Source organism: Hymenobacter sp. PAMC 26628, assembly GCF_001562275.1.
Lineage (GTDB): Bacteria > Bacteroidota > Bacteroidia > Cytophagales > Hymenobacteraceae > Hymenobacter.
The window spans coordinates 1102217-1124212 of the sequence record NZ_CP014304.1; the positions used below are offsets into that span (position 1 = coordinate 1102217).

Below are 21996 nucleotides of genomic sequence, written 5' to 3' on the forward strand. Positions count from 1 at the left end.
GCGGCCTTCTCTATAACCGATTACTTCGAATCGTCCTCAAAATCCGACCAATCCGGCCAATCCGATAAATCCGTTGTTCAGGCAAAATAACGGAAATCGTGGCCGTCCTCAATCCGCAGCAAGGTTTCGTAGATCAACTGAATTACCGCTTCCACGTCGTCCTTGTGCACCGTTTCTACGGTGGTGTGCATGTATTTGAGCGGTAGAGAGATGAGAGCCGAAGCTACGCCCATACCCGAGTAGGCAAACGCGTCGGTATCGGTGCCGGTCGAGCGGGTGGCGGCGGCGCGCTGGAAGGCAATGTTTTGGTCCTGGGCCGTGGCCGTAATGAGGTCGCGCAGGTTGTTTTGCACCGCTGGGCCGTAGGTGATGACGGGGCCCTTGCCGCAGGAAATGTCGCCGGCCGTCTTCTTGTCGTACATCGGCGATTGGCTGTCGTGGGTCACGTCCGTCACGATGGCCACGTCGGGGTTGATGCGGTGGGCCACCATTTCGGCGCCGCGCAGGCCAATTTCCTCCTGCACGGCGTTTACCACGTACAGGCCAAAGGGCAAGGTTTTGCCGTTTTCCTTCAGCAAGCGGGCTACTTCGGCAATCATGAAGCCGCCCACGCGGTTATCCAGGGCCCGGCCCACGTAAAATTTGTCGTTCAGCACGGTAAACTCGTCCTCGAACGTGACGACCGAGCCCACGTGAATGCCCATCTCTTCGACTTCATCGGCGCTAGCGGCTCCGCAGTCCAGGAATACCGTTTCAATGGTGGGGGCTTTGTCCTGCTCCGCTTTGCGCACGTGGATGGCCGGCCAGCCAAACACGGCCTTCACGATGCCCTTGGTGCCGAAGATGTTGACGCGCTTGCTAGGGGCTACCAGCGGATCAGAGCCGCCGTTGCGGCGCAGGTACAAGTAGCCTTCCTTGGTGATGTAGTTGACGAAATAAGAAATTTCGTCGGCGTGGGCCTCAATGACGACTTTATACTTCGCCTCGGGGTTGATGACGCCCACCACCGTGCCGTACGTGTCGACGAAGTAGCTGTCGATGTAAGGTTTCAAGTATTCCAACCACAGCTTTTGGCCTTCTTGCTCGAAACCAGTTGGGGAGGGATTATTAAGGTATTTCTGGAGAAAATCGAACGATTCGGGACGCATAAGAAACAGGTTGTCAATTGCTAACGAAAAAATTAGCCAGCGAAACTAATTGAAGAGCGAAAAGATTCGCGTAAAAACCATTCATTGGAACGGACTACGCAGGGGAATAGCAGATGCCAAGCTACAATGGAATGTTTCCATGCTTCTTACGTGGTAGGGTATCTACTTTGTTCTCCAGCATTTTAAAAGCACGGATGAGCTTCTGGCGGGTTTGGGAAGGTAGAATTACTTCATCTACGAAGCCACGGTGCGCGGCGCGGTAGGGCGTGGCAAATTTTTCCTGGTAGTCGGCCACTTTTTCCTGGAGCTTGGCGGCGGGGTCGTCAGCGGCGGCAATTTCGCGCTTGAAGATGATTTCGGCCGCGCCCTTGGCGCCCATCACGGCGATTTCGGCGGTGGGCCAGGCAAAGTTCAGGTCGGCGCCGATGTGCTTGGAGTTCATCACATCGTAGGCCCCGCCGTAAGCCTTGCGGGTGATGACGGTGATGCGCGGCACGGTGGCCTCGCAGAAAGCGTAGAGCAGCTTGGCGCCGTTGGTGATGATGCCGCGCCACTCCTGGTCGGTGCCGGGCAGGAAGCCGGGCACGTCCTCCAGCACCAGCAGCGGGATGTTGAACGAGTCGCAGAAGCGCACGAAGCGCGCGGCCTTGGTGCTGGCGTTGATGTCGAGCACGCCGGCCAGCACCGCCGGCTGGTTGCCCACAATGCCCAGGCTGCGGCCCGCCAATCGCGCAAAACCGACCACGATGTTCTCGGCAAAGCGCTGGTGCACTTCCATGAACGAGCCCGCATCCACCAGGCCCTCAATTACTTCGCGGATGTCGTAGGGCTGGTTGGCGTTGTCCGGGATGATGGTGTCGAGTGCCGGCCGGCTTTCGTCGCCCAGTACTGCATAGGGCTGGGCCGGGGCCGTTTCCTCGCAGTTTTGGGGCATGTAGCTCAGCAGCTGCTTGAGCTGCTGGATGCACACCACCTCATTGGCGGCCGTGAAGTGCGTGACGCCGCTCTTGGTGCTGTGGGTGCTGGCGCCGCCCAGCTCTTCGCTGGTCACGTTCTCGTGGGTCACGGTTTTCACCACGCTGGGGCCCGTCACGAACATGTAGCTCGTGTCCTCCACCATCAGAATGAAGTCGGTGATGGCCGGCGAATACACCGCGCCGCCCGCGCAGGGCCCCATGATGGCCGAGAACTGCGGCACCACGCCGCTGGCCAGCGTATTCTTATAGAAAATATCGGCGTAGCCGCCCAGGCTCACCACGCCTTCCTGGATGCGGGCCCCGCCGGAGTCGTTTAGCCCAATCACGGGGGCCCCGTTCTTCAGGGCCAGGTCCATAATTTTCACGATTTTCTCGGCGTGGGTTTCGCTCAGCGAACCACCGAATACCGTGAAATCCTGCGAGAAAACGTACACCAGCCGGCCGTGCACTGTGCCGTAGCCCGTCACTACGCCGTCGCCCAAGTAGTGCTCCTTATCAAGGCCAAAATCACGGGCCCGGTGCATCACGAATTTGCCAATTTCCTCAAACGAGCCTTCGTCGAGCAGCAAATCCAGCCGCTCGCGGGCTGTGAGCTTGCCTTTTTTGTGCTGCGAGTCGATGCGGGCCTGGCCGCCGCCGAGCAGGGCTTCCTCGTTTTTGCGGGCTAATAAATCGGTTTTGGTAAGGGCGTCGTGAACGTGTGGGTCGGGCATTGCGGGTGGGAGCGAAGCGAGAAAAGTAGGGCCCCAAAGATAGGCGGCAGGCCAGGCAAAAGCGCCGGAAATTCAGCTTAGGAATTCAGGCCCAGTACCAGCAGCATGAACGCGAACTGCCGCGCCGTGTCGTCGATGGATTTGAACCGGCCGGAGGCCCCGCCGTGGCCGGCGGCCATGTCGGTGTGCAGCAGCAGCAAGTTGTGGTCGGTTTTGGTGGCGCGTAGCTTAGCCACCCACTTGGCCGGCTCGTAGTACTGCACCTGGGAGTCGTGCAAGCCGGTGGTTACCAGTAGGTTGGGGTAGACTTGGGCTTTCACGTTGTCGTAGGGCGAATACGAGAGCATGTACTTAAAGTAAGGCTCGTCGGCGGGGTTGCCCCACTGGTCGTACTCGCCGGTGGTGAGCGGGATGCTGGGGTCCGACATGGTGGTCACCACGTCTACAAAGGGCACAGCGGCGATGACGCCTTTGTACAGGTCGGGCCGCAGGTTCACGATGCCGCCCATAAGCAGGCCCCCGGCGCTGCCGCCCATGGCGAAGAGCTTGGCCGTGGACGAGTACTGGACCTGGCCAGCGTCGCTGGGCGAAACGTGGGGCTTCGTGAGGTACTCCGAGCAGTCGATAAAGTCGGCGAAGCTGTTCATTTTATGCAGCATCCGCCCATTTTCAAACCACTGCCGCCCCATTTCCTGTCCGCCCCGGATGTTGCAAATGGCGTACACGAACCCGCGGTCGAGCAAGCTTAGGCGCGCCGCGCTGAAGGTGGGGTCCATCGAGATGCCGTAAGAGCCGTAAGCGTATTGCAGCAGCGGCGCGCTGCCGTCGAGCTTCGTGCCCTTTTTGTACACGATGGACATGGGAATCATCACCTTGTCGCGGCTCTTCACAAACACCCGGTCCGTCACGTAATCCGCCCGGTTGAAGCCACCGAGCACGGCCTGCTCCTTGCGCAGCGTGCGCTTGTGCGTCGCAAAATCGTAGTCGTACACCGACGAAGGCGTGGTGAGCGACGTGTAGTTGTAGCGCAGCGTCGGCGCATCAAATTCCGGGTTGACGCCGACGGTGGCCGTGTACGCCACTTCGTCGAAGCTAATTTTCTGCTCCTGCTTGTCTTTCCAGCGGACGGTGCGCAATTGCAGCAAGCCGTCCTTGCGCTCATTCAGCACCAGGTAGTCCTTAAATAAATCAAAGCCGGCCAGGAAAACTTCGGGCTGGCGCGGCAGCGCATCCTGCCATCCGGCCTTGGCGGGGTTGGCCACGGGCGCCATTACCAGCCGGTAGTTAGGGGCCTGCCAGTTGGTGCGGATGTAGAACTTGTCACCCATGTTTTCCACCTCGTACAGGTGGTCGGGCTCGCGGGGCGCCAGCATTTTAAATGCGGCCGCTGGGACCCCCGCGTCGAGGTAGCGGTACTCCGACGACAACGAACTGGCCAGTTCAATGCCAATGTACCTCTTCGACTTCGTGCGGCTCACCCCCACGTGGAAGGTGTTGTCTTTTTCCTCGTACACCAAGGCATCCTGCTTGGGGTCGGTGCCCAGCGTGTGGCGGTACACCTGGTAGGGCAGCAGTGTGGTGACGTCCTTCTTAGTGTAGAATACCGTTTTATTATCGGCGGCCCACACTGCTTCGCCGCCAGTGTTGGCAATACTTTCGGGATACAGCTTACCGGTGGTCAAGTCCTTGAAGCGCAGCGAATAAAGCCGCCTGCTTACCACATCGTCGGAATAGGCCAGCACTTGGTTGTTGTCGCTCACAGCCCAGCCGCCAATTTGGAAATACGTTTTTCCCTGGCCCAGCTGGTTAGCGTTCAGCAGCACTTCCTCAGGGGCCCCCAAGCTGCCTTTTTTGCGGCAGTAGATGGGGTACTCGCCGCCCTGCTCGAAGCGGGTGTAGTAGTAGTAGCCGTTGTCGCGGTAGGGCACCGAGGCGTCGTCTTCCTTGATGCGGCCCTTGATTTCATCCACTAGCTTCTGCTGCAATGCTTTGGTGCCGGCCATCTGCTGGTCGTAATAAGTGTTTTCGGCATTCAGGTAGGCCAGCACTTCCGGGCTCTCCGGCTGGTTGAGCCAGTAGTAGTTGTCTGTCCGGGTAATGCCAAAGTTGGTGAACATCTTGGGCTTGATGGCCGCTACGGGGGCCGTTTGGGCAAGGGCCCCTGTGGCGAGGGCCGCGCCCGCACCGGCCACGGCAGCTCGTTGTAGAATTCGCATAAAACAAGAAAAAGTAGGAGGTAGGCTATTCAACCGCCGCTGGGTAACGCCTGGTCAAGGTAACAAGCGCGTAACAAAAAAGCCGGCCTCCTTGCGGAAACCGGCTTCTTATAGTGGCGCTTAGCGCTTACTTCTTGTCCGTATCGGGCGACTCGGGGGCCTCCGCCGGCCGCTCGTCGCTGGCCAGGTTGGGCTTCTCATCGCTCTTGCTTACCGAGAAGTTGAGTTCTTCTTTTCCGTCCTCGTAGTCGGCGGTGATGATGTCACCGTGCAACACTTGGGCTTTAAGGATTTCCTCGGCAATCGGGTCTTCGATGTATTTCTGGATTGCGCGGTTCAGCGGCCGGGCCCCGTACTTGGGGTCGTAGCCTTTTTCCGCCACGAAATCCTTGGCCTTGTCAGTTAATTCTACGCGGTAGCCCAGCGCGCTGACGCGCGAGAGCAGCTTGCGCAGGCTAATTTCGATGATCTTGTGAATGTCACTCTTCTCCAGCGAGTTGAAGACAATCACGTCATCCAAGCGGTTGAGGAACTCCGGCGAGAAAGTCTTCTTCAGGGCATTAGTAATTGTGCCCTTCGTAATCTCGTCCATGTTGTCCTGCCGGGCCTTGGTACCAAAGCCGATGCCGGCACCAAAATCCTGCAAGTCACGAGCCCCGATGTTCGAGGTCATGATGATGATGGTGTTGCGGAAGTCCACCTTACGGCCGAGGCCGTCGGTCAGGATGCCGTCGTCCAGCACTTGCAGTAGCAGGTTATACACGTCGGGGTGGGCCTTCTCAATCTCATCGAGCAGAATCACCGAGTACGGCTTGCGGCGGATTTTCTCCGTCAACTGGCCGCCCTCTTCGTAGCCCACGTAGCCGGGAGGCGCGCCCACCAGGCGCGACACGCTGAATTTCTCCATGTATTCCGACATGTCGACGCGCACCAGCGAGTCTTCCTTATCGAACAAATACGTGGCCAGCACCTTAGCCAGTTCTGTCTTACCTACGCCCGTGGGGCCCAGGAACACGAACGAACCAATCGGCTTCTTGGGGTCCTTTAGGCCCACGCGGGTGCGTTGGATGGCTTTCACCAACTGCTTGATGGCTTTCTCCTGGCCGATTACTTTGCCTTGCAGCTCTTCGCCCATGTTGAGCAGCTTCTGGCTTTCGTTCTGGGCCACGCGCGAAACAGGGATGCCGGTCATCATGGCGATTACCTCGGCCACGTTTTCCTCTTTCACCGTGTAGCGCTTCTTCTTGGTCTCCTCTTCCCAGCTCTTCTTAGCCGTTTCGAGTTGGTCCAGAAGTTTCTTTTCGGTATCGCGGAGCTTGGCGGCTTCCTCGTATTTCTGCGATTTCACCACGCGGTTTTTCTCGCCCTTGATGTTCTCAATCTGCTCTTCGAGCGTGAGAATGTCCTCGGGCACCACGATGTTGTTGATGTGCACGCGGGCCCCGGCTTCGTCCAAAATGTCGATGGCTTTGTCCGGCAGGAAACGGTCGCTCATGTAGCGGTCGCTCAGCATCACGCACTGCTCAATGGCCTTGTCCGTGTACACCACGTGGTGGTGGTCCTGGTACTTGTCCTTAATGTTGTGTAGGATTTCAATCGTCTCCTCGGGCGTGGTGGGGTCCACCATCACCATCTGGAAGCGGCGGGCCAGGGCCCCATCCTTTTCAATATACTGACGGTACTCATCCAGCGTGGTAGCGCCGATGCATTGAATTTCGCCGCGGGCTAAGGCCGGCTTGAACATGTTCGAAGCGTCGAGCGAACCCGAAGCACCACCGGCGCCCACAATGGTGTGCAGCTCGTCGATGAACAGAATCACGTCGGGCGACTTCTCCAGCTCGTTCATCACGGCCTTCATGCGCTCCTCAAATTGGCCACGGTACTTGGTGCCGGCCACCAGCGAAGCCAAATCCAGGGTCACGACGCGCTTATTGAACAGCACGCGGCTTACTTTTTTCTGAATGATGCGCAGGGCAAGGCCCTCGGCAATGGCCGTTTTGCCCACGCCGGGCTCACCGATGAGAATGGGGTTGTTCTTTTTGCGGCGGCTCAGGATTTGGGCTACGCGCTCAATTTCCTTTTCGCGGCCCACGATGGGGTCGAGCTTGTCGTCTTCCGCCAGTTTAGTGAGGTCACGGCCGAAGTTGTCGAGCACCGGGGTACGCGACTTCTCGCCGGCTTTTTTAGCGCCGCCGGGGGCATTGCCGGTACCCTGGCCGCGGCCTTGCTGGCCACCAAAGAGGCGGTCGTTGTCGTCGTCGTCGGTATCCGGGGCCTTCGCGGCGGGCGTGGCGTTACCGTGGTAATCCAGCGAATCGCGGACGGTTTCGTAGTTCACGTTGAATTTGCTGAGAATTTGAGAAGAAATATTGTCCTCGTCGCGCAGAATCGAGAGGAGCAGGTGCTCGGTGCCAATGACTTCCGACTTGAAAATCTTGGCTTCGAGGTAGGTGATTTTTAGGACTTTCTCCGTCTGCTTGGTGAGCGGAATTGAGCCGGTAATGCTATTGCCCTGCGTAGCGGTGTTGCGGGTGGCTTGCTCGAGCGAGAACTTTAGCTCGTCGAGGGCCACGCCCAGCTTGCGCAGCAAGCCGAGGGCCGTGCCTTCGGCCTCGCGGATCATGCCCAGCAGCAGATGTTCCGTGCCGATGTAATCGTGGCCGAGGCGAATGGCCTCCTCCCGGCTCAGGGAGATGACTTCCTTGACGCGGTTTGAGAATTTAGCTTCCATGCAGATAAACGTAATGAAAAAAATGGATAGCCCCGCGTCGGGAATAGAAATAATTGACGAAAACGGGTTGAGCCGGGGTAGCTTGAAAACAAGCCAATTCAGGCGAAGGTTCGGGCAAAAGAGAAACGAAAACGGGCGAGCGAAGTTTGCTAAACCTTCAACCTAAATACGCGCCCGCCGCTGGTCCCTGCGCAAACAGCAAATCCAGGACGCTCAGCCCAGGCTCAAAACCTGGGCCAAACACCTGCGGATAGGGCTGCACCAGGCCCAAAGCTGCCGGACTGTCAGGCCCGCCCCCCCCGCCTTGGGGCCCAGCCAGTCGCGCCGGTCGAGGCAGCCCGGGGCCCCCGGCTGCCCGGGGAGGCGGTAATCGGTGCTAAACGTAACGGGCAGCGTGAGGCGGAAGCAGCGCAGTTCCAGGCGTAAGAAGGCCAGGTTCAGCTCAAAAAGCCGGGTGGGTTTGGTGCGGTAGATGTCGTGCAGGTAATCGGCGTAATACTCGAAGTACGGGCTGTTGCCGTAGGCGGTTTGCAAGGTGCGCCAGTGGCGGTGCACCCAGTTTTGGCGGTAATCAATGTCAATATCGGACGTTTTGACTTTTTCGGCGCGGTTGCCGTCCACCACCGGCACCGTGAGGGCCTGCACGCCCTGCGCTGTGCGGATGAGGCAGCGGTTGCGGTAGGTTTGCTTGCGGTAGTTTTCCTGGGCTTCCAGCACGAGGCCATCGGCCTGGAGCAGGGCCGCAAAAAATGCCGCTGGCGGGTGGTACGGCAGTTCAGAAAGGATGAGCATGGGGCGAAGTAACGGCAACGCTATTTTTGCACCATGCGTTTCCTCCTAATTTTATGGGCCTGCCTCGCCCCGGCGCTGGCCGCCCAGGCGGGTCCGCCGCGCCTACTGCTCGATGTGGCCCGCTTCCGCAACCCGAACCAGGTGGAAAAAGGCGCCGAAGTGGAGGTGTACGTCACGGTGCCCACCCAGTCGCTCACCTACCGGCAGCGGGCCCCGCGGGCGTTTCAGTCGGCGGCCACCGTTACGCTCGAAATCCTCCGGGCCGACGGCAAACCGGCGTATAAGGAAACGGTCATTCTGAAGCCGCCGGTCATCAACGACACCACGCTGGCCCTGAAAAACCCGGTTAGCTTCCTCAAGCGCATCCCGCTGCCCGACGGCCGCTACACGCTGCGCGGCACCGTGCGCGACCAGTACCGCGCCGCCAACGGCGAGGCCGTGGTGGAGCGCCCGCTGGTGCTGGAGGCCCCCGCGGGTCCCACGCTGAGCGACGTGCTGCTGCTGGCCCGCCCCGCCGTGAAAAGCAACGGCGACGACGCCTTCCTGCGCGGCGGCTACCTACTGACCAGGGCCCCCAGCGGCTTCTTTGGCCGGGGGGCTGATAATCTGTACTTCTACACCGAGCTGCAAGGGGCCCCCGCCGGCCAGTCCCTGCGCCTGCACTACCACTTGGCCGCAGCCGACGGCACGGCGGCCGACGCCGACGCGCCCCTTACGCCCCAGGCCGGGCGGCCCACCACCGTGATTGGGCAACTGCCGTTTGGGCCCCTGCCCGAGGGCGAATTCACGCTGCTCGTGGACGTGTACAGCGGCAAAAAGCTCCTCACCAGCCACCGCGCCACCGGCCAGCGCAGCAGCACCGAGTACGCCCCCGCCGGGGCCGCGTCGCGGTGAAGGCACCCGCTGCCCGGCCATACCCGTGGTACTACGCCCCCCTGAACTGGCTGCTGCTGGGCCTGGCCCACCTGCCGCTGGGGGCCCTGTACGTGGTGGCCGACGGGCTGTATTACTTGCTGGCCTACGGGCTGCGCTACCGGGGCCGGGTAGTGCAGAACAACCTGCGCAACTCATTCCCCGATAAGAGCGAGGCGGAAATCCGGCGCATTACCGAAAATTTTTACCGCCATTTCACGCAGCTCATCGTTGAAATTCTGAAGCTGGCGGCCATCAGCCCGGCCGAGCTGGCGCGCCGGGCCACTTGGGTGAACCCCGAGCTGATGGCCGGGGCCCTGGCGCGGCAGCGGCCCGTCATTACCCTGGGCTCGCACATGGGCAACTGGGAGTGGATACTGGGCAGCGGGGCCTTGGCGCTGCCCGGCGTGATGGCCGGCGTGTACAAGCCGTTCAAAAACCCGTTTGTGGAAGCCTTCATGCGGCGGGTGCGCACCCGCACCGGGGCCGAGGCCGTGCCCATGCTGGGCACGCTGCGCTACTTGGTGCAGCACCGCCGCGGCGGCCGCAACATCAGCCTGCTCACCGACCAAGCCGCGGGCCCCGAAGACCGGCCCTATTGGACCAATTTCCTTCACCAAGACACTGGCTTTTACAGCAGCGCCGAGCGGCTGGCGGCGCAGTTCGATTGCGCCGTGCTGTACGTGGGCATCCGGCGGGTGCGGCGCGGCCACTACGAAATTAAGTTCACCGAAATGCCCTGGGGCCCCGCCGTGGCCGGGGCCCCCGAGGGCACGTCGCCCATCACCGAGGCCTTCGCCCGGCAGCTGGAGTGCGACATTCAGGCCTCGCCCGAGCAGTACCTCTGGACGCACCGCCGCTGGAAACACAAACGGCCGTAAGGATGCCCGGGCCACAATAGAAAGCGTCCCCGCCGTTCCAGCAGAAGCTGGCGCAGCGGGGACGCTTTCTATTGTGGCCGGAAGGCCAGCGTGGGGCCTTACAAATACTGCTCGATGTCGCCGGCGCCCTGGCGCACTAGTTCGAAGTCGTCGTTGGTGCAATCGATGATGGTGCTGGGCACGTTGCCACCGAAGCCGCCGTCGATAACTAGGTCCACCAGGGCCCGGTATTTTTCGAAAATCAGGTCCGGGTCGGTCACGTATTCTTCGAGCGTGTTTTCGTCGCTGCGCACCGAGGTGCTCACGATGGGGTTACCCAATTCCTTCACTAGGCTCAGGATAATTTGGTTGTCGGGCACCCGGATGCCCACCGTTTTGCGCTTCACGCCGCCGTGGCGCGGGGCACTGGCGCTGGCCTCAAAGAGGAAGGTGAAAGGCCCCGGGAGGGCTTTTTTGATGACCTTATAAGTAGTAGTGCTGATGCCGTGGGCATAGTCGCTGATGTGCGACAAATCGTGGCAAATGAAGCTCAGGTTGGCTTTTTCGGGGTTCAGGCCCTTGATGCGGCACACTTTCTCGACGGCCTTGGCATTGGTCACGTCGCAGCCGATGCCGTACACCGTGTCGGTAGGGTAAATGATCACGCCGCCCTTGCGGAGAACGTCCACGGCCTGCTGGATGCGGTTGAGGGGCGGGTTGTCGGGGTGGATGCGAAGGAGCGTGGCAGACATATGGTTAGGGGTGGTGAGTAGAAGAGGGGCGGACCGCGAAGGCCCAAAATGGGCGGAAAAGTAAGCAACAACTCCGTTTCATCCCCGCATAAAATTCCGGCCCGGGGCCCCGCCGCCCGCCGGGGCCCCGGCCAGCGGGTGCGTACTTTTGGGATTGCACTTTCGCTGACCCCCGTTTCTTCCATGCCCGAACCTGCCAAACTGTCAAGCGTTGAGCGCCGCGACCTGTCGGTGCGCCGCCGCAACCGCAACGCTGCCGTCGTCTCCATCCTGGGCCTGGGCCTGGTGTGCTTCTCGTATTATTTCTATCAGATTTTTTTCACGGCCAACATCGAAACCAAGGGTACGCCCACCTACGTGCTCGTCCACCGGGGCGAAAGCTGGAAAGCTGTGCTCGACTCGGTGGATAAAACCAACACCGTGGTCGACCGGCTTTCGCTGCACTTCGTGGCTAAGCTGATGAAGTACGACCGCCCCGGCGCCGTGAAGCCCGGCCGCTACGAGCTGAAGGACGGCTACACCAACCGCCAGCTCATCGGCGTGCTGCGGGCCGGCATCCAGTCGCCGCTCAAGCTCACGTTTGCCAACGTGCGCTTGCGCCAGGAGCTGGCCGCCAAGCTGGCCCGCCAGATCGACGCCCGCCCCGCCCACATCGACTCGCTGCTGGCCAGCCCGGCCTACACCCACAGCCTGGGCTTCGACACCACCACGGTGCTCACCATGTTCATTCCCAATACGTACCAGATTTACTGGAACACGTCGGCCGAGAACTTGATGCAGCGCATGAAGAAGGAATACGAGAAGTTTTGGACACCCGCCCGCGACGCGGCCCGCGAGAAGGAGCACCTCAGCCGGGCCCAGGTGAGCACCCTGGCCAGCATCGTGGAGGCCGAGCAGCAGCAGCACGCCGACGAGCGCCCCCGCATCGCGGCCGTGTACCTCAACCGTCTCAAAAAAGGCATGAAGCTGCAAGCCGACCCCACCGTGGTGTACGCTAACCGCGACTTTACCATCAAGCGCGTGCTGAATGTGCACCTGCAAAAAGACTCGCCCTACAACACCTATAAGTACGCCGGCCTGCCCCCGGGGCCCATCGACTTGCCTAGCATCGCCAGCATCGACGCCGTGCTGCACCCCGAGGACAACGACTACCTCTACTTCTGCGCCAAGGAGGATTTCAGCGGCTACCACGCCTTCGCCACCAACGAGCGCGACCACATCCTGAACGCCCGCCGCTACCAAGCGGCCCTGAACCGGGCGGGGATTAAGTAATGAATACCAACAAGCTGAGTGCTGAGGATTTTCAGCAAACATTCCAAGCGCCGATGCTGAATGTTACTGAAACAGCGGAGCCACCATTGGATATCTGGCCGTATGTAGAAGCGGTTCCATTCGCCGACTTGGGAAGCCATAAGCTACTAGAAGAAGTAGTAGAATATAGACTTGTTCCTGAATTAGAGAATTAGAAGAAGATAAAACTTGGTCGTCATGCTGAGCTTGTCGAAGCATCTCTACCGCATAAGTAATCAATGCCGTTGCAACGAAGCGGTAGAGATGCTTCGACAAGCTCAGCATGACGGACTTTTTTTAATTCAGTCAATTAGGGAACAAGTCTTATGTATGGCGAAGTGCAAGCGGACGGTTTGAGCACGTGTTAGTATCAACTGTAAAAGCTGATATTTTTTTAGTAATTGTGGTAGACTTATTCAACGTGGAAATATATGGTTACCATTTGTTGAATCTGCCCAAGGAATACGGACTATCAGAATAAAATCAACCTTATGTACAGTTCCGACATCCAAATCCGCGTGCGCTACGCCGAGACTGACCAGATGGGCTATGTGTACCACGGCAACTACGCGGCGTTTTTTGAGGTGGCGCGCACCGAGGCGTTTCGGCAGCTGGGCATTCGCTACAAGGACTTGGAGGCCGACGGCGTGGGGATGCCGGTGGGCGAGCTGCGCACGCGCTTCCGCCGCCCGGCCCGCTACGACGACCTGCTCACCATCCGGCTGCTGCTGAAGCAGCCCGCCGAGGGCTCGCGAGTGCTGTTCGAGTACGAGGTGTACAACGAAGCCCGCGAGTTGCTCACCGAGGGCCACACGCTGATGGTGTTCGTGAGCACGGCCACCGGGCGGCCCGTGCCGGTGCCGGCCAACATTGCCGACAAGCTGGCGCCGTATTTTAGCGACGACGAAACGGCGGGGCCCCTGGGTGGTGTTCTGCCCGTGCCGACGGACGCGCCCGCGCCGGCGGCCTTTGGTAAATAGCGCCCCGCCCATGCACTCGCCCGTCCTCCGCCGCGCCCGCCTGCCCGACCTGCGCCAGCAGCGGTCCTACCGGCGCGCCATTGTGGGACTTAAGCGGTTCCGGCTGTTTGGCGGCCAGGCGTCGCTGTACGACGTGCTGGACCGCGTACTGCTGGAGCTGCGCCTGGATAGCCTGGAAAAGCGCGCCGCCTACATGGCCTTCAACCTCACGGTGGCCCTGTTCCCGACCATTATTTTCCTGTTTACGCTCATCCCCTACATTCCGGTGCCGAACCTGAACGTGGACATTTTGCAGTTCCTGGGCGACTTCATGCCGCCCGAGCTGTACGCCGCCACGGCCTCTACCATTGAGGACATCGTGAACATTCCGCACGGGGGCCTGCTCTCGTTCGGGTTTGGGACGGCCCTGGTGCTCAGCTCCAACGGCATCATGGCGCTGCTCGACGCGTTCGAGAAGAAGTACCCCAACTTCAAGCACCGCAGCTACATCCGCAAACGGATGATTGCCACGGCGCTGACTTTTGTGTTGGCGTCTATTCTCGGGCTGGCCATTGCCGGTATTTTCTTCGGCACCTACCTCATCGACGGGCTGGTATTCTACGAGATTGTGCCCGAGCGCTACACCGACCTCGTGCTGACGGCGGTGCGCTACGGCTCGCTACTGGCGCTGTTTCTGAGCACGACGTGCGTGATTTATTATTTCGTGCCGCCCGTGCACGACAAATGGCCGCTGCTTTCGGCGGGGGCCGTGGTGGCCACGCTGCTCATCTTTCTGGTGTCGTTCCTGTTCACGCTCTACGTGCGCATTTTCGACTCATACAACCACTTCTATGGCTCCATCGGGGCCCTGGTGGGCTTTATGGTGTGGCTCGAATTCGTGTGCATGACGCTCATCATCGGCTTCGAGGTGAACGTGAGCGTGGACGTGGTGACGGGCCGCCTCAAAAAAAATACGCCCAATGAGCCGTTGAAAATGAACCGGTAAGCGCATCCTGCCGGGGCCCTACTGATAAATAAATGCGCGCGCCTTATTGTTCGCTGCGCCTTGGTTCTTACTTTTGCGGTCCCCGAACCACTCGGGGGCCCGATAGAGAGGTGGCAGAGTGGTCGAATGCGACGGTTTCGAAAACCGTTATACCGGCAACGGTATCGGGGGTTCGAATCCCCCCTTCTCTACAAAAGGCTTTTTCTAGTGCAGGAAGAGCCTTTTTTTGTTGTCAGCAACCGGCTTTGCAGTCTTTTCTTACCCAGAGAAGTGGCAGAGTGGTCGATTGCGGCGGTCTTGAAAACCGCTGACTGTAACAGGTCCGGGGGTTCGAATCCCTCCTTCTCTGCACCGTCGCTTGCTGGCAGCCTTTGTCCCCGTTTCCGTCATGGAGGCGGGGATTTTTGTTGCCCTTTTATTCCGCCCGGCGTTCCAGAGCAACGCGGGGTGGTGCTTTGCCGTTTGGGCCATTTATTGCTAAGCTTCTATACATTGCTAAGCTTCTATACTTAATTTAGTAGGTTCTATCCCCAGTTGCGCTATTGTCTCTTTCCCCTTATTTCTTATTCTACATGCTCCGGTTTTTCACCTTGTTGCTGGCACTGGGCGCCTTGAGCCTGCGGCCCGCCGCCGCGTACTCTGTGCTCACCCACCAGGCCAACGTTGATTCGTGCTGGAAGCGCTGCCTGGTGCCTGCCCTGGAGCGCCGCTACCCCGGGGCGACAGCCGAAGACCTTGAAAAAGCCCGGGCCTACGCCTACGGCGGCGCCATCATCCAGGATATGGGCTACTACCCGCTGGGGGCCATGCTGTTCACCAACCTCACCCACTACGTGCGCTCGGGCGACTTTGTGCGCAACCTGCTCGACGGTGCCCACGACCGCAACGAGTACGCTTTTGCCCTGGGGGCCCTGGCCCACTACGCCGCCGACCTGAGCGGCCACTCCAAAGGCACCAACCTTGCTATGCCCCTGGTGTACCCCGAGCTAAAAGCCAAGTACGGCGACGTCATTACCTACGCCGAGGGCCCCAAGCAGCACACCCAGTTAGAATTTGCCTTTGACGTGTCGCAGGTAGCGGCCGGCCACTACCGCACCCAAGAGTACCACCGCGCCATCGGCTTCGAAGTTTCGAAGGAACTGCTGGAGCGGGCGTTTGAAAAAACCTATGGCCTGCCGCTGGGCAAGGTGTTTCTAAACACCGACGTGAGCATTGCCACGTTCCGGTTCTCGGTGCAGCGCATCATCCCGTTTGCCTCGCGCTCGGCGTGGCACTACCAAAAAAAGGAAATCCAACAGGCAAACCCGCGCATCAAGCGGCGCGAGTTTGTGTACAAGCAAAGCAAAAAAGAATACCACCAGCTGTACGGCAGCGGCTACAAGCGCCCCGGCTTGGCGGCCCGCATGATGTCAGGGCTCATTGGCATTCTGCCCAAAGTTGGTCCGCTCAAGCCGTTTGCTTTTCGCCCGCCCACCAAGGAAGCCCTGAAAATCTTCCGGGCTAGCTTTGCCAACGTCATGAAAAGTTACTGCAGCCTGCTGAGCGAACAAGGCGCAGCGGCCCCGCCGCCAGTGCTAGCGAACCAGGATTTTGATACGGGCCACGACACTCGCTTCGGTGAGTACTCGCTGGCCGACAAAACCTACGGCGAATGGGTGCGCAAGCTGGCCAAGGAAAAGTTCGAGGGCGTCACGCCGCCTATGCGGTCCAACATCCTGACGTTCTTTAATTCCAGCAAAACTAAGCCGGCCGATGCGGAGGAGCAGGAATCCAAAAACCGCCGCGAAACCGATGAGGCCCTGACGGAACTGCGGGCCCTGGCCACGGTACCGGCCAATAAATAAGCCCCTGCTTTATTGAATACTAAGACGTATTCTAAATTAAGGCAAAACGATAACTTTTCGGGTTTTGAATTGTCAGAACTAGCCCGGCCTGCGTATAGAATGCTACGCCTTTGGCGGCCGACATTCCTTTTTCAGTCCTACGTTAATCCTGATGAACCACGACCAAACCCCGGCTCCTGAGGGGCCCCTGGCCGACGGATCACGGCGCAGCTTTGTGAAGCAAGCCGGTGGCCTGCTGGGCCTGGCCCTGGCCCCCCCGCTCACCGGTTTCGCCGACCGCCTAGCTGGTCCCGCTACCACCTTAGAGGGCCCCACCGACCTTACGTTGCGCATCAACGGCACGGCCCGGACTCTGCGCGCCGAACCCCGCGTAACGCTGCTCGACGCCCTGCGCGAGTACCTCGACCTAACCGGTACCAAGAAAGGCTGCGACCACGGCCAGTGCGGCGCTTGCACCGTGTTGGTGGACGGCCGCCGCGTGAACTCCTGCCTCACGCTGGCCGTGATGACTCAGGGCAAGGAGGTGACGACAATTGAAGGCTTGGCGAAGGGCGATGACCTGCACCCCATGCAGGAAGCGTTCCTTAAGCACGACGGCTTTCAGTGCGGCTACTGCACGCCGGGCCAAATCATGTCGGGCGTGGCCTGCGTGAAGGAAGGCCACGCCACTTCCGACGACCAGTGCCGCGAGTGGATGAGCGGCAACCTGTGCCGTTGCGGTGCCTACCCCAACATTGTGGCCGCCGTGCGGGAGGTGGCCGGCAAGGCCTAACCCCAACGCTGGGGCCCCCGCGGGTGCGCCTTTGGCGGACCACGTGGGGCTCCAGCCGCGCGTTGCGCTTGCTTGCGCAGGGGCCGCCCGCCCTTGCTGCCTCACCGCATCTCAACTACCGATCCGATGAATAACTTTAGCTACACCCAGGCCAAAACGGCCAAGGAGGCCACCGGCCTTCGCCAGGGGGCCCCCCAGGCCGCCTACATTGCTGGCGGCACCACGCTGTTGGACTTGATGAAGGCCAACTTGGAGGAGCATTCCCAACTGGTAGACATCAACCTCTTGCCTTTTAAAGGCATTGAGCAAACCAGCGACGGGCTGCGCATTGGCGCCATGGAGCGCATGAGCGACGTGGGCGAAAACCCGCTGGTGTTGCAGCAGTACCCGGCCGTGTCGGAGTCGCTGCTGCTGGCGGCCTCGCCGCAGCTGCGCAACATGGCCAGCATTGGCGGCAATATTTTGCAACGTACGCGCTGCGGATATTTTCGCGATGCGGCGTTTCCGTGCAACAAGCGGGTGCCGGGCTCGGGCTGCCCGGCCCTCGACGGCGACAACCACAACTTGGCTATCCTCGGCACCAGCAACGCGTGCATTGCCACGGCTTACCCCGGCGACTTATCGGTGGCCCTGGCGGCCTTCGACGCTGTGCTGACCTTGGAAAACGCCAAAGGCAAGCAGCGCCGCGTGCCCGTCACGGAATTCTACGTGCTGCCTGGTAAGACTCCGCAGCGCGAAACTGTGTTGGAACCCGGCGAACTTATTGTGGCCGTGACCATCCCAGCCGCCGCCCACGCCCGCCGCTCGACCTACCTGAAGGTGCGCGAGCGCGCCAGCTACGCCTACGCCCTGGCCTCGGCCGCGGTGGGGCTTGATGTGCAGGGCGGTACCATCCGCTCGGCCCGCGTGGCCCTGGGTGGGGTGGGCACCAAGCCCTGGCGCAGCCCCGAGGCCGAAAAAGTGCTAACGGGGGCCCCGGCCACCGAGGCCACCTTCCGCGCCGCCGCCGCCGCCGCGCTGCGCGGGGCCCAGCCCCGCGACGATAACCGCTTCAAGGTGGAGCTGGCCCAGAATACCCTCGTGCAGGCCCTGACGAAAGTCGCCGGCTAATTCCACTGTGCCCTTAGCCTTACCTTCCGATGGATACCGAACCGAAATTTTTTGAAACTAACCCCGCCGCCGGCGTGGTGGGCCAGCCACTGAGCCGCATCGACGGCCGCGCCAAGGTGACGGGTGCGGCCAAGTACTCGGCCGAGTACAACAACCTGCCCGGCACCGTGCACGCCGTGCTCAAAACCAGCGACGTGACCAAGGGCCGCATTATGGGTTTCGATACCAGCGCGGCCCAGAAGCAGCCGGGTGTGCTGGCCATTCTCACCCACCAGAACATCCCCAAGCTGGCCAAAACCCCCAACGACGCCGAGGGCAAGAAGGCCATTGGGGCCCCCATGGGCTTTTTGCCGCTCACTGGCGACCAGATTTACTACGCCGGCCAGCCCGTGGCCGTGGTGGTGGCCGACACCCTGGAGCACGCCCAGTACGCCGCCGCGCTGCTGAAAGTGCAGGTGCAGGCGGAGAAGCCGATGGCTTCTTACGAAGACCCGAAAGCCAAGCTGTTTGATCCTGAGAAGATACAGGACGGCAAAGCCGACGGCCACACCCGGCGCGGCGACGCGCGGGCGGCCTTCGCAGCGGCGCCGGTGCAGCTCACTCACAAATACACCCACGCCATCAATCACCACAACCCGATGGAGCCTGGCGCCACCACGGCGCACTGGGAGGCCCCCGACCGGCTGACGGTGTACGAATCGACGCAGGGCGTAACGCGCACCCAAAAGTCGCTGAGTGCCATGCTGGGCCTCTCGGCCGAGCAGGTGCGGGTGGTGACGAAGTACCTCGGCGGCGGCTTCGGCTGCAAGGGCTCGTGCTGGCCCCACACCATCCTCACGGTGCAAGCCGCCAAGGCGGTGGGGCGGCCGGTGAAGCTCTCGCTCACGCGGCCCCAGATGTTTACGAGCATGGGCCACCGCGAGGACCAGGAGCAAACCCTGAAAATTGGGGCTACGAAGGACGGCAAGCTCACGGCCCTCATCCACGAGAAAACGTCCACGACTTCACCTTGGGACAACTACGCCGAGTCCAACAGCAAAATCATCAACCTGCTGTACGAGTGCCCGACTTTTGAATCGTCGTACCAGTTGGCCCGGGCCGATGTGATGACGTCCACCTTCATGCGGGCCCCGGGCGAGGCCCCCGGCTCGTTTGCCATCGAGTGCTCGATGGACGACTTGGCGGAAAAGCTGGGCATCGACCCGCTAGAAATTCGCCTGCGCAACTACGCTGAGAAAGACCCCAGCACCGGCCAGCAATGGTCGAGCAAGGGCCTGAAGCAGTGCTATGCCCGCGGCGCCGAGCTCTTTGGCTGGAGCAAGCGCAACCCCAAGGCTGGTGCTACCCGCGACGGTAAACTGCTGGTAGGTTGGGGCATGGCCACGGCCAGCTACCCGGTGCACAATTCGCAGGGCACTGCCCGCGCCCGCCTCTACGCCGACGGCCACGCCGTAGTGCAGTCCGGCGCTACCGACCTGGGCACTGGTACCTACACCGTGATGACCCAAGTAGCCGCCGATGGCCTGGGCCTGCCGATGGAGAAAATCCGCTTCGAGCTGGGCGATACCAAGCTGCCCACGGCCCCCAACTCAGGCGGCTCGGTGGCTGCCGGTACGGTGTCATCGTCGGTGTACATGGCCGTGCAGGACGTGTGGCAGAAGCTCATTAAAGTAGCGGTGCTCGACAAGAAGTCGCCCTTATTCAAGGCCAAGATTGCCGACGTGGAGGCCAAAATGGGCCGCTTGCAGCTGAAGGCTAACCCCAGCAAAGGCGAAGGCTTCGCCGACGTGATGAAGCGGGCCGACCTGAGCGACATTGAAGGCAACGGCCAGGGCCGCTACGGCAGTGGATACGAAGACGCCCAAGCCGCCGCCAACGCCGACCCCACCAAGAAGGACGAGGTAGGCCACCACTCCATGCACTCCTTTGGGGCCCACTTCTGTGAAGTTAAAGTAGACCCCGAGCTGGGCACCGTGCGCGTGACCCGCTGGGTGAGCGTACACGCCGCTGGCCGCATCCTGAACGCCAAAACGGCCCGCAGCCAAATCATTGGTGGCAGCATTTTTGGCATCGGCTGCGCGCTGATGGAGGGCACCGTGCGCGACCAAAACCTGGCCCGCTACACCAATTCCAACCTCGCCGACTACCACATCCCCACCAACGCCGACATCCCGGAAATGACCGTGGAATTTGTGGACGAGCACGACCCGTACATCAATGCGATGGGGGTGAAAGGCATCGGCGAAATTTCGATGGTGGGCGTAGCCGCCGCCGTGGCTAACGCCGTGGCCCACGCCACCGGCCGCCGCGTGCGTGACCTGCCCATCACGCCCGACAAAGTGCTGGGCGCCAAGGCAGTGTCGTAGAAAGCGTTTTGAATAGGAGTAATAAAAAAAGGCCGACCTCAGGAATGGGTCGGCCTTTTTGTTGGGCAGTGGTGGGGCCCCAGTGGGGGCCCCTAGGGGCCGCGCCGCTACGGTGTGAGCAGCGCGGCGAGCTGCTGCAAAGTGATTTCGGCCGATTTGGCGTTGTAGCGGTAGTTTACTAGGCGGTAGCCGGCGTCCTCGAAACTCTGTTGGGCCAGTTTCACATCTACTAGAGTCGAGAGGCCGGCGCTGAGGCGTAACTGCACTAGGTTGAGGAGCTTTTTGGCGGTGGTGTAGCTTTCCTGGGCGGTGTTCACCAGGGCCAGGGTTTGCTGGTAGGCCTCCCAGGCTTTGAGGGCGTTGGTGCGGTAGTTGCGCTCTAATGCAGTGCGTTGCAGTTGGGCGGTTTGGGTGTTGAGCTGGGCAATTTTTACCAAGCGCTTGTTGGTGCCGCCCGTGTATATGGGCACGCCCAGGCTGAGGCCGGCGTAGGGCCCGTAGCTCTGGTTGAAGAGCGTGGTGCCCACCGCATTCTGGTTGCGAGCGAAGTTGGAGCCCGAGTTAATGGACAACGACGGGTAGCGGTTGGCACGGGCCACGCGTTCGAGCAACTCGTTCACGCGCACCTGGCGCTCGGCGGCCAGCAGGTCGGGGTTTTTGGTGAGCGAAGCGTCGATGTCTTCCCAGCGCAGGGCCCGGTTCACCGGAATAGTGTCCTCCACGGCCACGCGCGTGTTTAGGTCCAGGGTCAGGGAGCGGAGCAAATCGGCGGTGGCCTGCTGGGCAGCCAAGGCCTGCTGCTGCTTGGTTTCCAGCTGCGCGTTCAGGTCCAGTTGGGCCTGGAACAGGTCGGCGTTGTTGGCCAGGCCCACGCTCTGGCGCGCCTTGATGAGGGCCAGCTTTTGCCGCGACACTTCGGCCGACGCCTCCAGGGTGCGGATGTAACGCTGCTGCTGCACCACGGCGTAGTACTTCAGGCTCACATCGGCCAGCACGTTCTGCACCGTCGAGTTTAGCTGGAGCTGGCTGATTTGCTCCAACTCGCCCAAGCGGGCGCGGGTAGCCACCACCAGCCCACCGTTGTAGAGGAGGTACGAGCCCGTGAGGCCCACGTTGTACTGCGAAGAGCGGGCCCCCACGCGCGTCACCCCCAGGCCGGTGTTGAATTCCTGCTGCGTGTTGTTCACCACCACGTTGTTGCTGGCCGCGATGCCCACCGTGGGCAGGCCCCCAGCGAAGCCCGCCGAGTTGTACAAATCCTGCACCGCCACGTTGGTTTGGCTCACTTGGATGTCGAGGCTGTTCTTGAGGGCCGTTTGGAGCGCCTCGCGCAGGGTAAGGGTAGGTGCCTGGGGGCGCGCCACGCTGTCGGCCGGCGGCAGGGCAGGGGGCAGTTTGGGCTGCGTTTGGGCCCCGGCGGGGCTCAGCACGCCGCCAGTAAAGAAGAGGAGCCAGGTAATAAATACTTTCATCGAATCGGGTGGGCGGGTGGATGAACGCCGCCCGCTGCTTAGGGAATCGTTTTAACTACGCCGGGGCCCCGGCGAT

General features: G+C 61.0%; 18 protein-coding genes and 2 tRNA genes. 12 read left to right on the forward strand and 8 right to left on the reverse strand.

Translation table 11 applies throughout. The features are described from left to right. Window positions 1-77: 77 nt before the first annotated feature. From AXW84_RS05145 to AXW84_RS05165, 6 genes are all read right to left on the reverse strand, one after another. The gene (locus AXW84_RS05145; protein ID WP_068229601.1) at window positions 78-1148 is read right to left on the reverse strand and encodes a M42 family metallopeptidase; all 1071 of its coding nucleotides are present in this window, start codon (window positions 1146-1148) and stop codon (window positions 78-80) included. Window positions 1149-1269: 121 nt separating this feature from the next. After that, window positions 1270-2838, reverse strand: coding sequence for an acyl-CoA carboxylase subunit beta (locus AXW84_RS05150; protein ID WP_068229604.1), 1569 nt, complete (start codon window positions 2836-2838; stop codon window positions 1270-1272). A gap of 77 nt (window positions 2839-2915) precedes the next feature. After that, window positions 2916-5054, reverse strand: a complete 2139-nt coding sequence (locus AXW84_RS05155) for a S9 family peptidase (protein ID WP_082773713.1) — start codon at window positions 5052-5054, stop codon at window positions 2916-2918. Between the two features lie 127 nt (window positions 5055-5181). Continuing rightward, window positions 5182-7785 carry an ATP-dependent Clp protease ATP-binding subunit gene (locus tag AXW84_RS05160; protein WP_068229607.1) on the reverse strand — a complete coding sequence of 868 codons (2604 nt, stop codon included), beginning with the start codon at window positions 7783-7785 and terminating at the stop codon, window positions 5182-5184. Between the two features lie 157 nt (window positions 7786-7942). Further along, window positions 7943-8047: a WbqC family protein gene (locus tag AXW84_RS26495; protein ID WP_157886820.1), complete on the reverse strand. Its 105-nt coding sequence runs from the start codon at window positions 8045-8047 to the stop codon at window positions 7943-7945. After that, a complete protein-coding gene (locus tag AXW84_RS05165; protein ID WP_068229610.1) occupies window positions 7999-8577 on the reverse strand; it encodes a WbqC family protein in 579 nt (192 codons plus the stop codon). The genes AXW84_RS26495 and AXW84_RS05165 overlap by 49 nt, the downstream gene beginning before the upstream one ends. A 33-nt stretch (window positions 8578-8610) precedes the next feature. Here AXW84_RS05165 and AXW84_RS05170 point away from each other — a divergent pair, with 33 nt between their 5' ends. Next, on the forward strand, window positions 8611-9471 hold the full coding sequence (locus AXW84_RS05170) for a hypothetical protein (RefSeq protein WP_068229612.1): 861 nt from the start codon (window positions 8611-8613) through the stop codon (window positions 9469-9471). Next, entirely contained in the window at window positions 9468-10370 is a 903-nt protein-coding gene (locus tag AXW84_RS05175; protein WP_236943252.1) for a lysophospholipid acyltransferase family protein, read from the forward strand. Before AXW84_RS05170 ends, AXW84_RS05175 begins: the two co-directional genes overlap by 4 nt. A gap of 98 nt (window positions 10371-10468) precedes the next feature. Here the strand turns inward: AXW84_RS05175 and AXW84_RS05180 are convergent, their stop codons facing one another. Then, complete coding sequence (locus tag AXW84_RS05180; RefSeq protein ID WP_068229615.1) at window positions 10469-11101, reverse strand: L-threonylcarbamoyladenylate synthase; 633 nt, start codon at window positions 11099-11101, stop codon at window positions 10469-10471. Between the two features lie 183 nt (window positions 11102-11284). On the opposite strand from AXW84_RS05180, the gene mltG reads away from it, so the two are divergent. The 10 genes from mltG to AXW84_RS05225 all read left to right on the forward strand — a co-directional run bounded on the left by mltG (window position 11285) and on the right by AXW84_RS05225 (window position 20448). Then, on the forward strand, window positions 11285-12373 hold the full coding sequence (mltG, locus tag AXW84_RS05185; RefSeq protein ID WP_082773714.1) for an endolytic transglycosylase MltG: 1089 nt from the start codon (window positions 11285-11287) through the stop codon (window positions 12371-12373). Continuing rightward, entirely contained in the window at window positions 12373-12567 is a 195-nt protein-coding gene (locus tag AXW84_RS24535) for a hypothetical protein (protein WP_157886821.1), read from the forward strand. The genes mltG and AXW84_RS24535 overlap by 1 nt, the downstream gene beginning before the upstream one ends. A gap of 315 nt (window positions 12568-12882) precedes the next feature. Then, a complete protein-coding gene (locus AXW84_RS05190) occupies window positions 12883-13371 on the forward strand; it encodes an acyl-CoA thioesterase (protein ID WP_068229617.1) in 489 nt (162 codons plus the stop codon). Window positions 13372-13381: 10 nt separating this feature from the next. Next, a complete protein-coding gene (locus tag AXW84_RS05195; RefSeq protein ID WP_068229620.1) occupies window positions 13382-14356 on the forward strand; it encodes a YihY/virulence factor BrkB family protein in 975 nt (324 codons plus the stop codon). Window positions 14357-14460: 104 nt separating this feature from the next. Beyond that, window positions 14461-14547: transfer RNA gene (locus AXW84_RS05200), tRNA-Ser, on the forward strand. Window positions 14548-14620: 73 nt separating this feature from the next. Next, window positions 14621-14705 (forward strand) — tRNA-Ser (locus tag AXW84_RS05205). 223 nt (window positions 14706-14928) lie between these two features. Further along, entirely contained in the window at window positions 14929-16200 is a 1272-nt protein-coding gene (locus AXW84_RS05210) for a zinc dependent phospholipase C family protein (protein ID WP_068229623.1), read from the forward strand. A 151-nt stretch (window positions 16201-16351) separates the two neighbouring features. Continuing rightward, window positions 16352-16972, forward strand: coding sequence for a (2Fe-2S)-binding protein (locus AXW84_RS05215; protein ID WP_068229626.1), 621 nt, complete (start codon window positions 16352-16354; stop codon window positions 16970-16972). A 126-nt stretch (window positions 16973-17098) separates the two neighbouring features. Next, window positions 17099-18082 carry an FAD binding domain-containing protein gene (locus tag AXW84_RS05220; protein ID WP_068229628.1) on the forward strand — a complete coding sequence of 328 codons (984 nt, stop codon included), beginning with the start codon at window positions 17099-17101 and terminating at the stop codon, window positions 18080-18082. Window positions 18083-18111: 29 nt separating this feature from the next. After that, complete coding sequence (locus AXW84_RS05225; protein ID WP_068229631.1) at window positions 18112-20448, forward strand: xanthine dehydrogenase family protein molybdopterin-binding subunit; 2337 nt, start codon at window positions 18112-18114, stop codon at window positions 20446-20448. Between the two features lie 107 nt (window positions 20449-20555). On the opposite strand, the gene AXW84_RS05230 is transcribed toward AXW84_RS05225, so the two are convergent. After that, window positions 20556-21920: a TolC family protein gene (locus tag AXW84_RS05230; protein WP_068229634.1), complete on the reverse strand. Its 1365-nt coding sequence runs from the start codon at window positions 21918-21920 to the stop codon at window positions 20556-20558. Between the last annotated feature and the right edge of the window lie 76 nt (window positions 21921-21996).

Bases quoted from the DNA above. Each gene is read 5' to 3' on its own strand.
- AXW84_RS05155 (WP_082773713.1), bottom strand. From the start codon at position 5,054: ATGCGAATTCTACAACGAGCTGCCGTGGCCGGTGCGGGCGCGGCCCTC.
- AXW84_RS05210 (WP_068229623.1), top strand. From the start codon at position 14,929: ATGCTCCGGTTTTTCACCTTGTTGCTGGCACTGGGCGCCTTGAGCCTG.
- AXW84_RS05160 (WP_068229607.1), bottom strand. From the start codon at position 7,785: ATGGAAGCTAAATTCTCAAACCGCGTCAAGGAAGTCATCTCCCTGAGC.
- AXW84_RS05230 (WP_068229634.1), bottom strand. From the start codon at position 21,920: ATGAAAGTATTTATTACCTGGCTCCTCTTCTTTACTGGCGGCGTGCTG.
- AXW84_RS05190 (WP_068229617.1), top strand. From the start codon at position 12,883: ATGTACAGTTCCGACATCCAAATCCGCGTGCGCTACGCCGAGACTGAC.
- AXW84_RS05180 (WP_068229615.1), bottom strand. From the start codon at position 11,101: ATGTCTGCCACGCTCCTTCGCATCCACCCCGACAACCCGCCCCTCAAC.
- AXW84_RS05215 (WP_068229626.1), top strand. From the start codon at position 16,352: ATGAACCACGACCAAACCCCGGCTCCTGAGGGGCCCCTGGCCGACGGA.
- AXW84_RS05165 (WP_068229610.1), bottom strand. From the start codon at position 8,577: ATGCTCATCCTTTCTGAACTGCCGTACCACCCGCCAGCGGCATTTTTT.
- AXW84_RS24535 (WP_157886821.1), top strand. From the start codon at position 12,373: ATGAATACCAACAAGCTGAGTGCTGAGGATTTTCAGCAAACATTCCAA.
- AXW84_RS05225 (WP_068229631.1), top strand. From the start codon at position 18,112: ATGGATACCGAACCGAAATTTTTTGAAACTAACCCCGCCGCCGGCGTG.
- AXW84_RS05195 (WP_068229620.1), top strand. From the start codon at position 13,382: ATGCACTCGCCCGTCCTCCGCCGCGCCCGCCTGCCCGACCTGCGCCAG.
- AXW84_RS05220 (WP_068229628.1), top strand. From the start codon at position 17,099: ATGAATAACTTTAGCTACACCCAGGCCAAAACGGCCAAGGAGGCCACC.
- mltG (WP_082773714.1), top strand. From the start codon at position 11,285: ATGCCCGAACCTGCCAAACTGTCAAGCGTTGAGCGCCGCGACCTGTCG.
- AXW84_RS05145 (WP_068229601.1), bottom strand. From the start codon at position 1,148: ATGCGTCCCGAATCGTTCGATTTTCTCCAGAAATACCTTAATAATCCC.
- AXW84_RS05150 (WP_068229604.1), bottom strand. From the start codon at position 2,838: ATGCCCGACCCACACGTTCACGACGCCCTTACCAAAACCGATTTATTA.
- AXW84_RS05170 (WP_068229612.1), top strand. From the start codon at position 8,611: ATGCGTTTCCTCCTAATTTTATGGGCCTGCCTCGCCCCGGCGCTGGCC.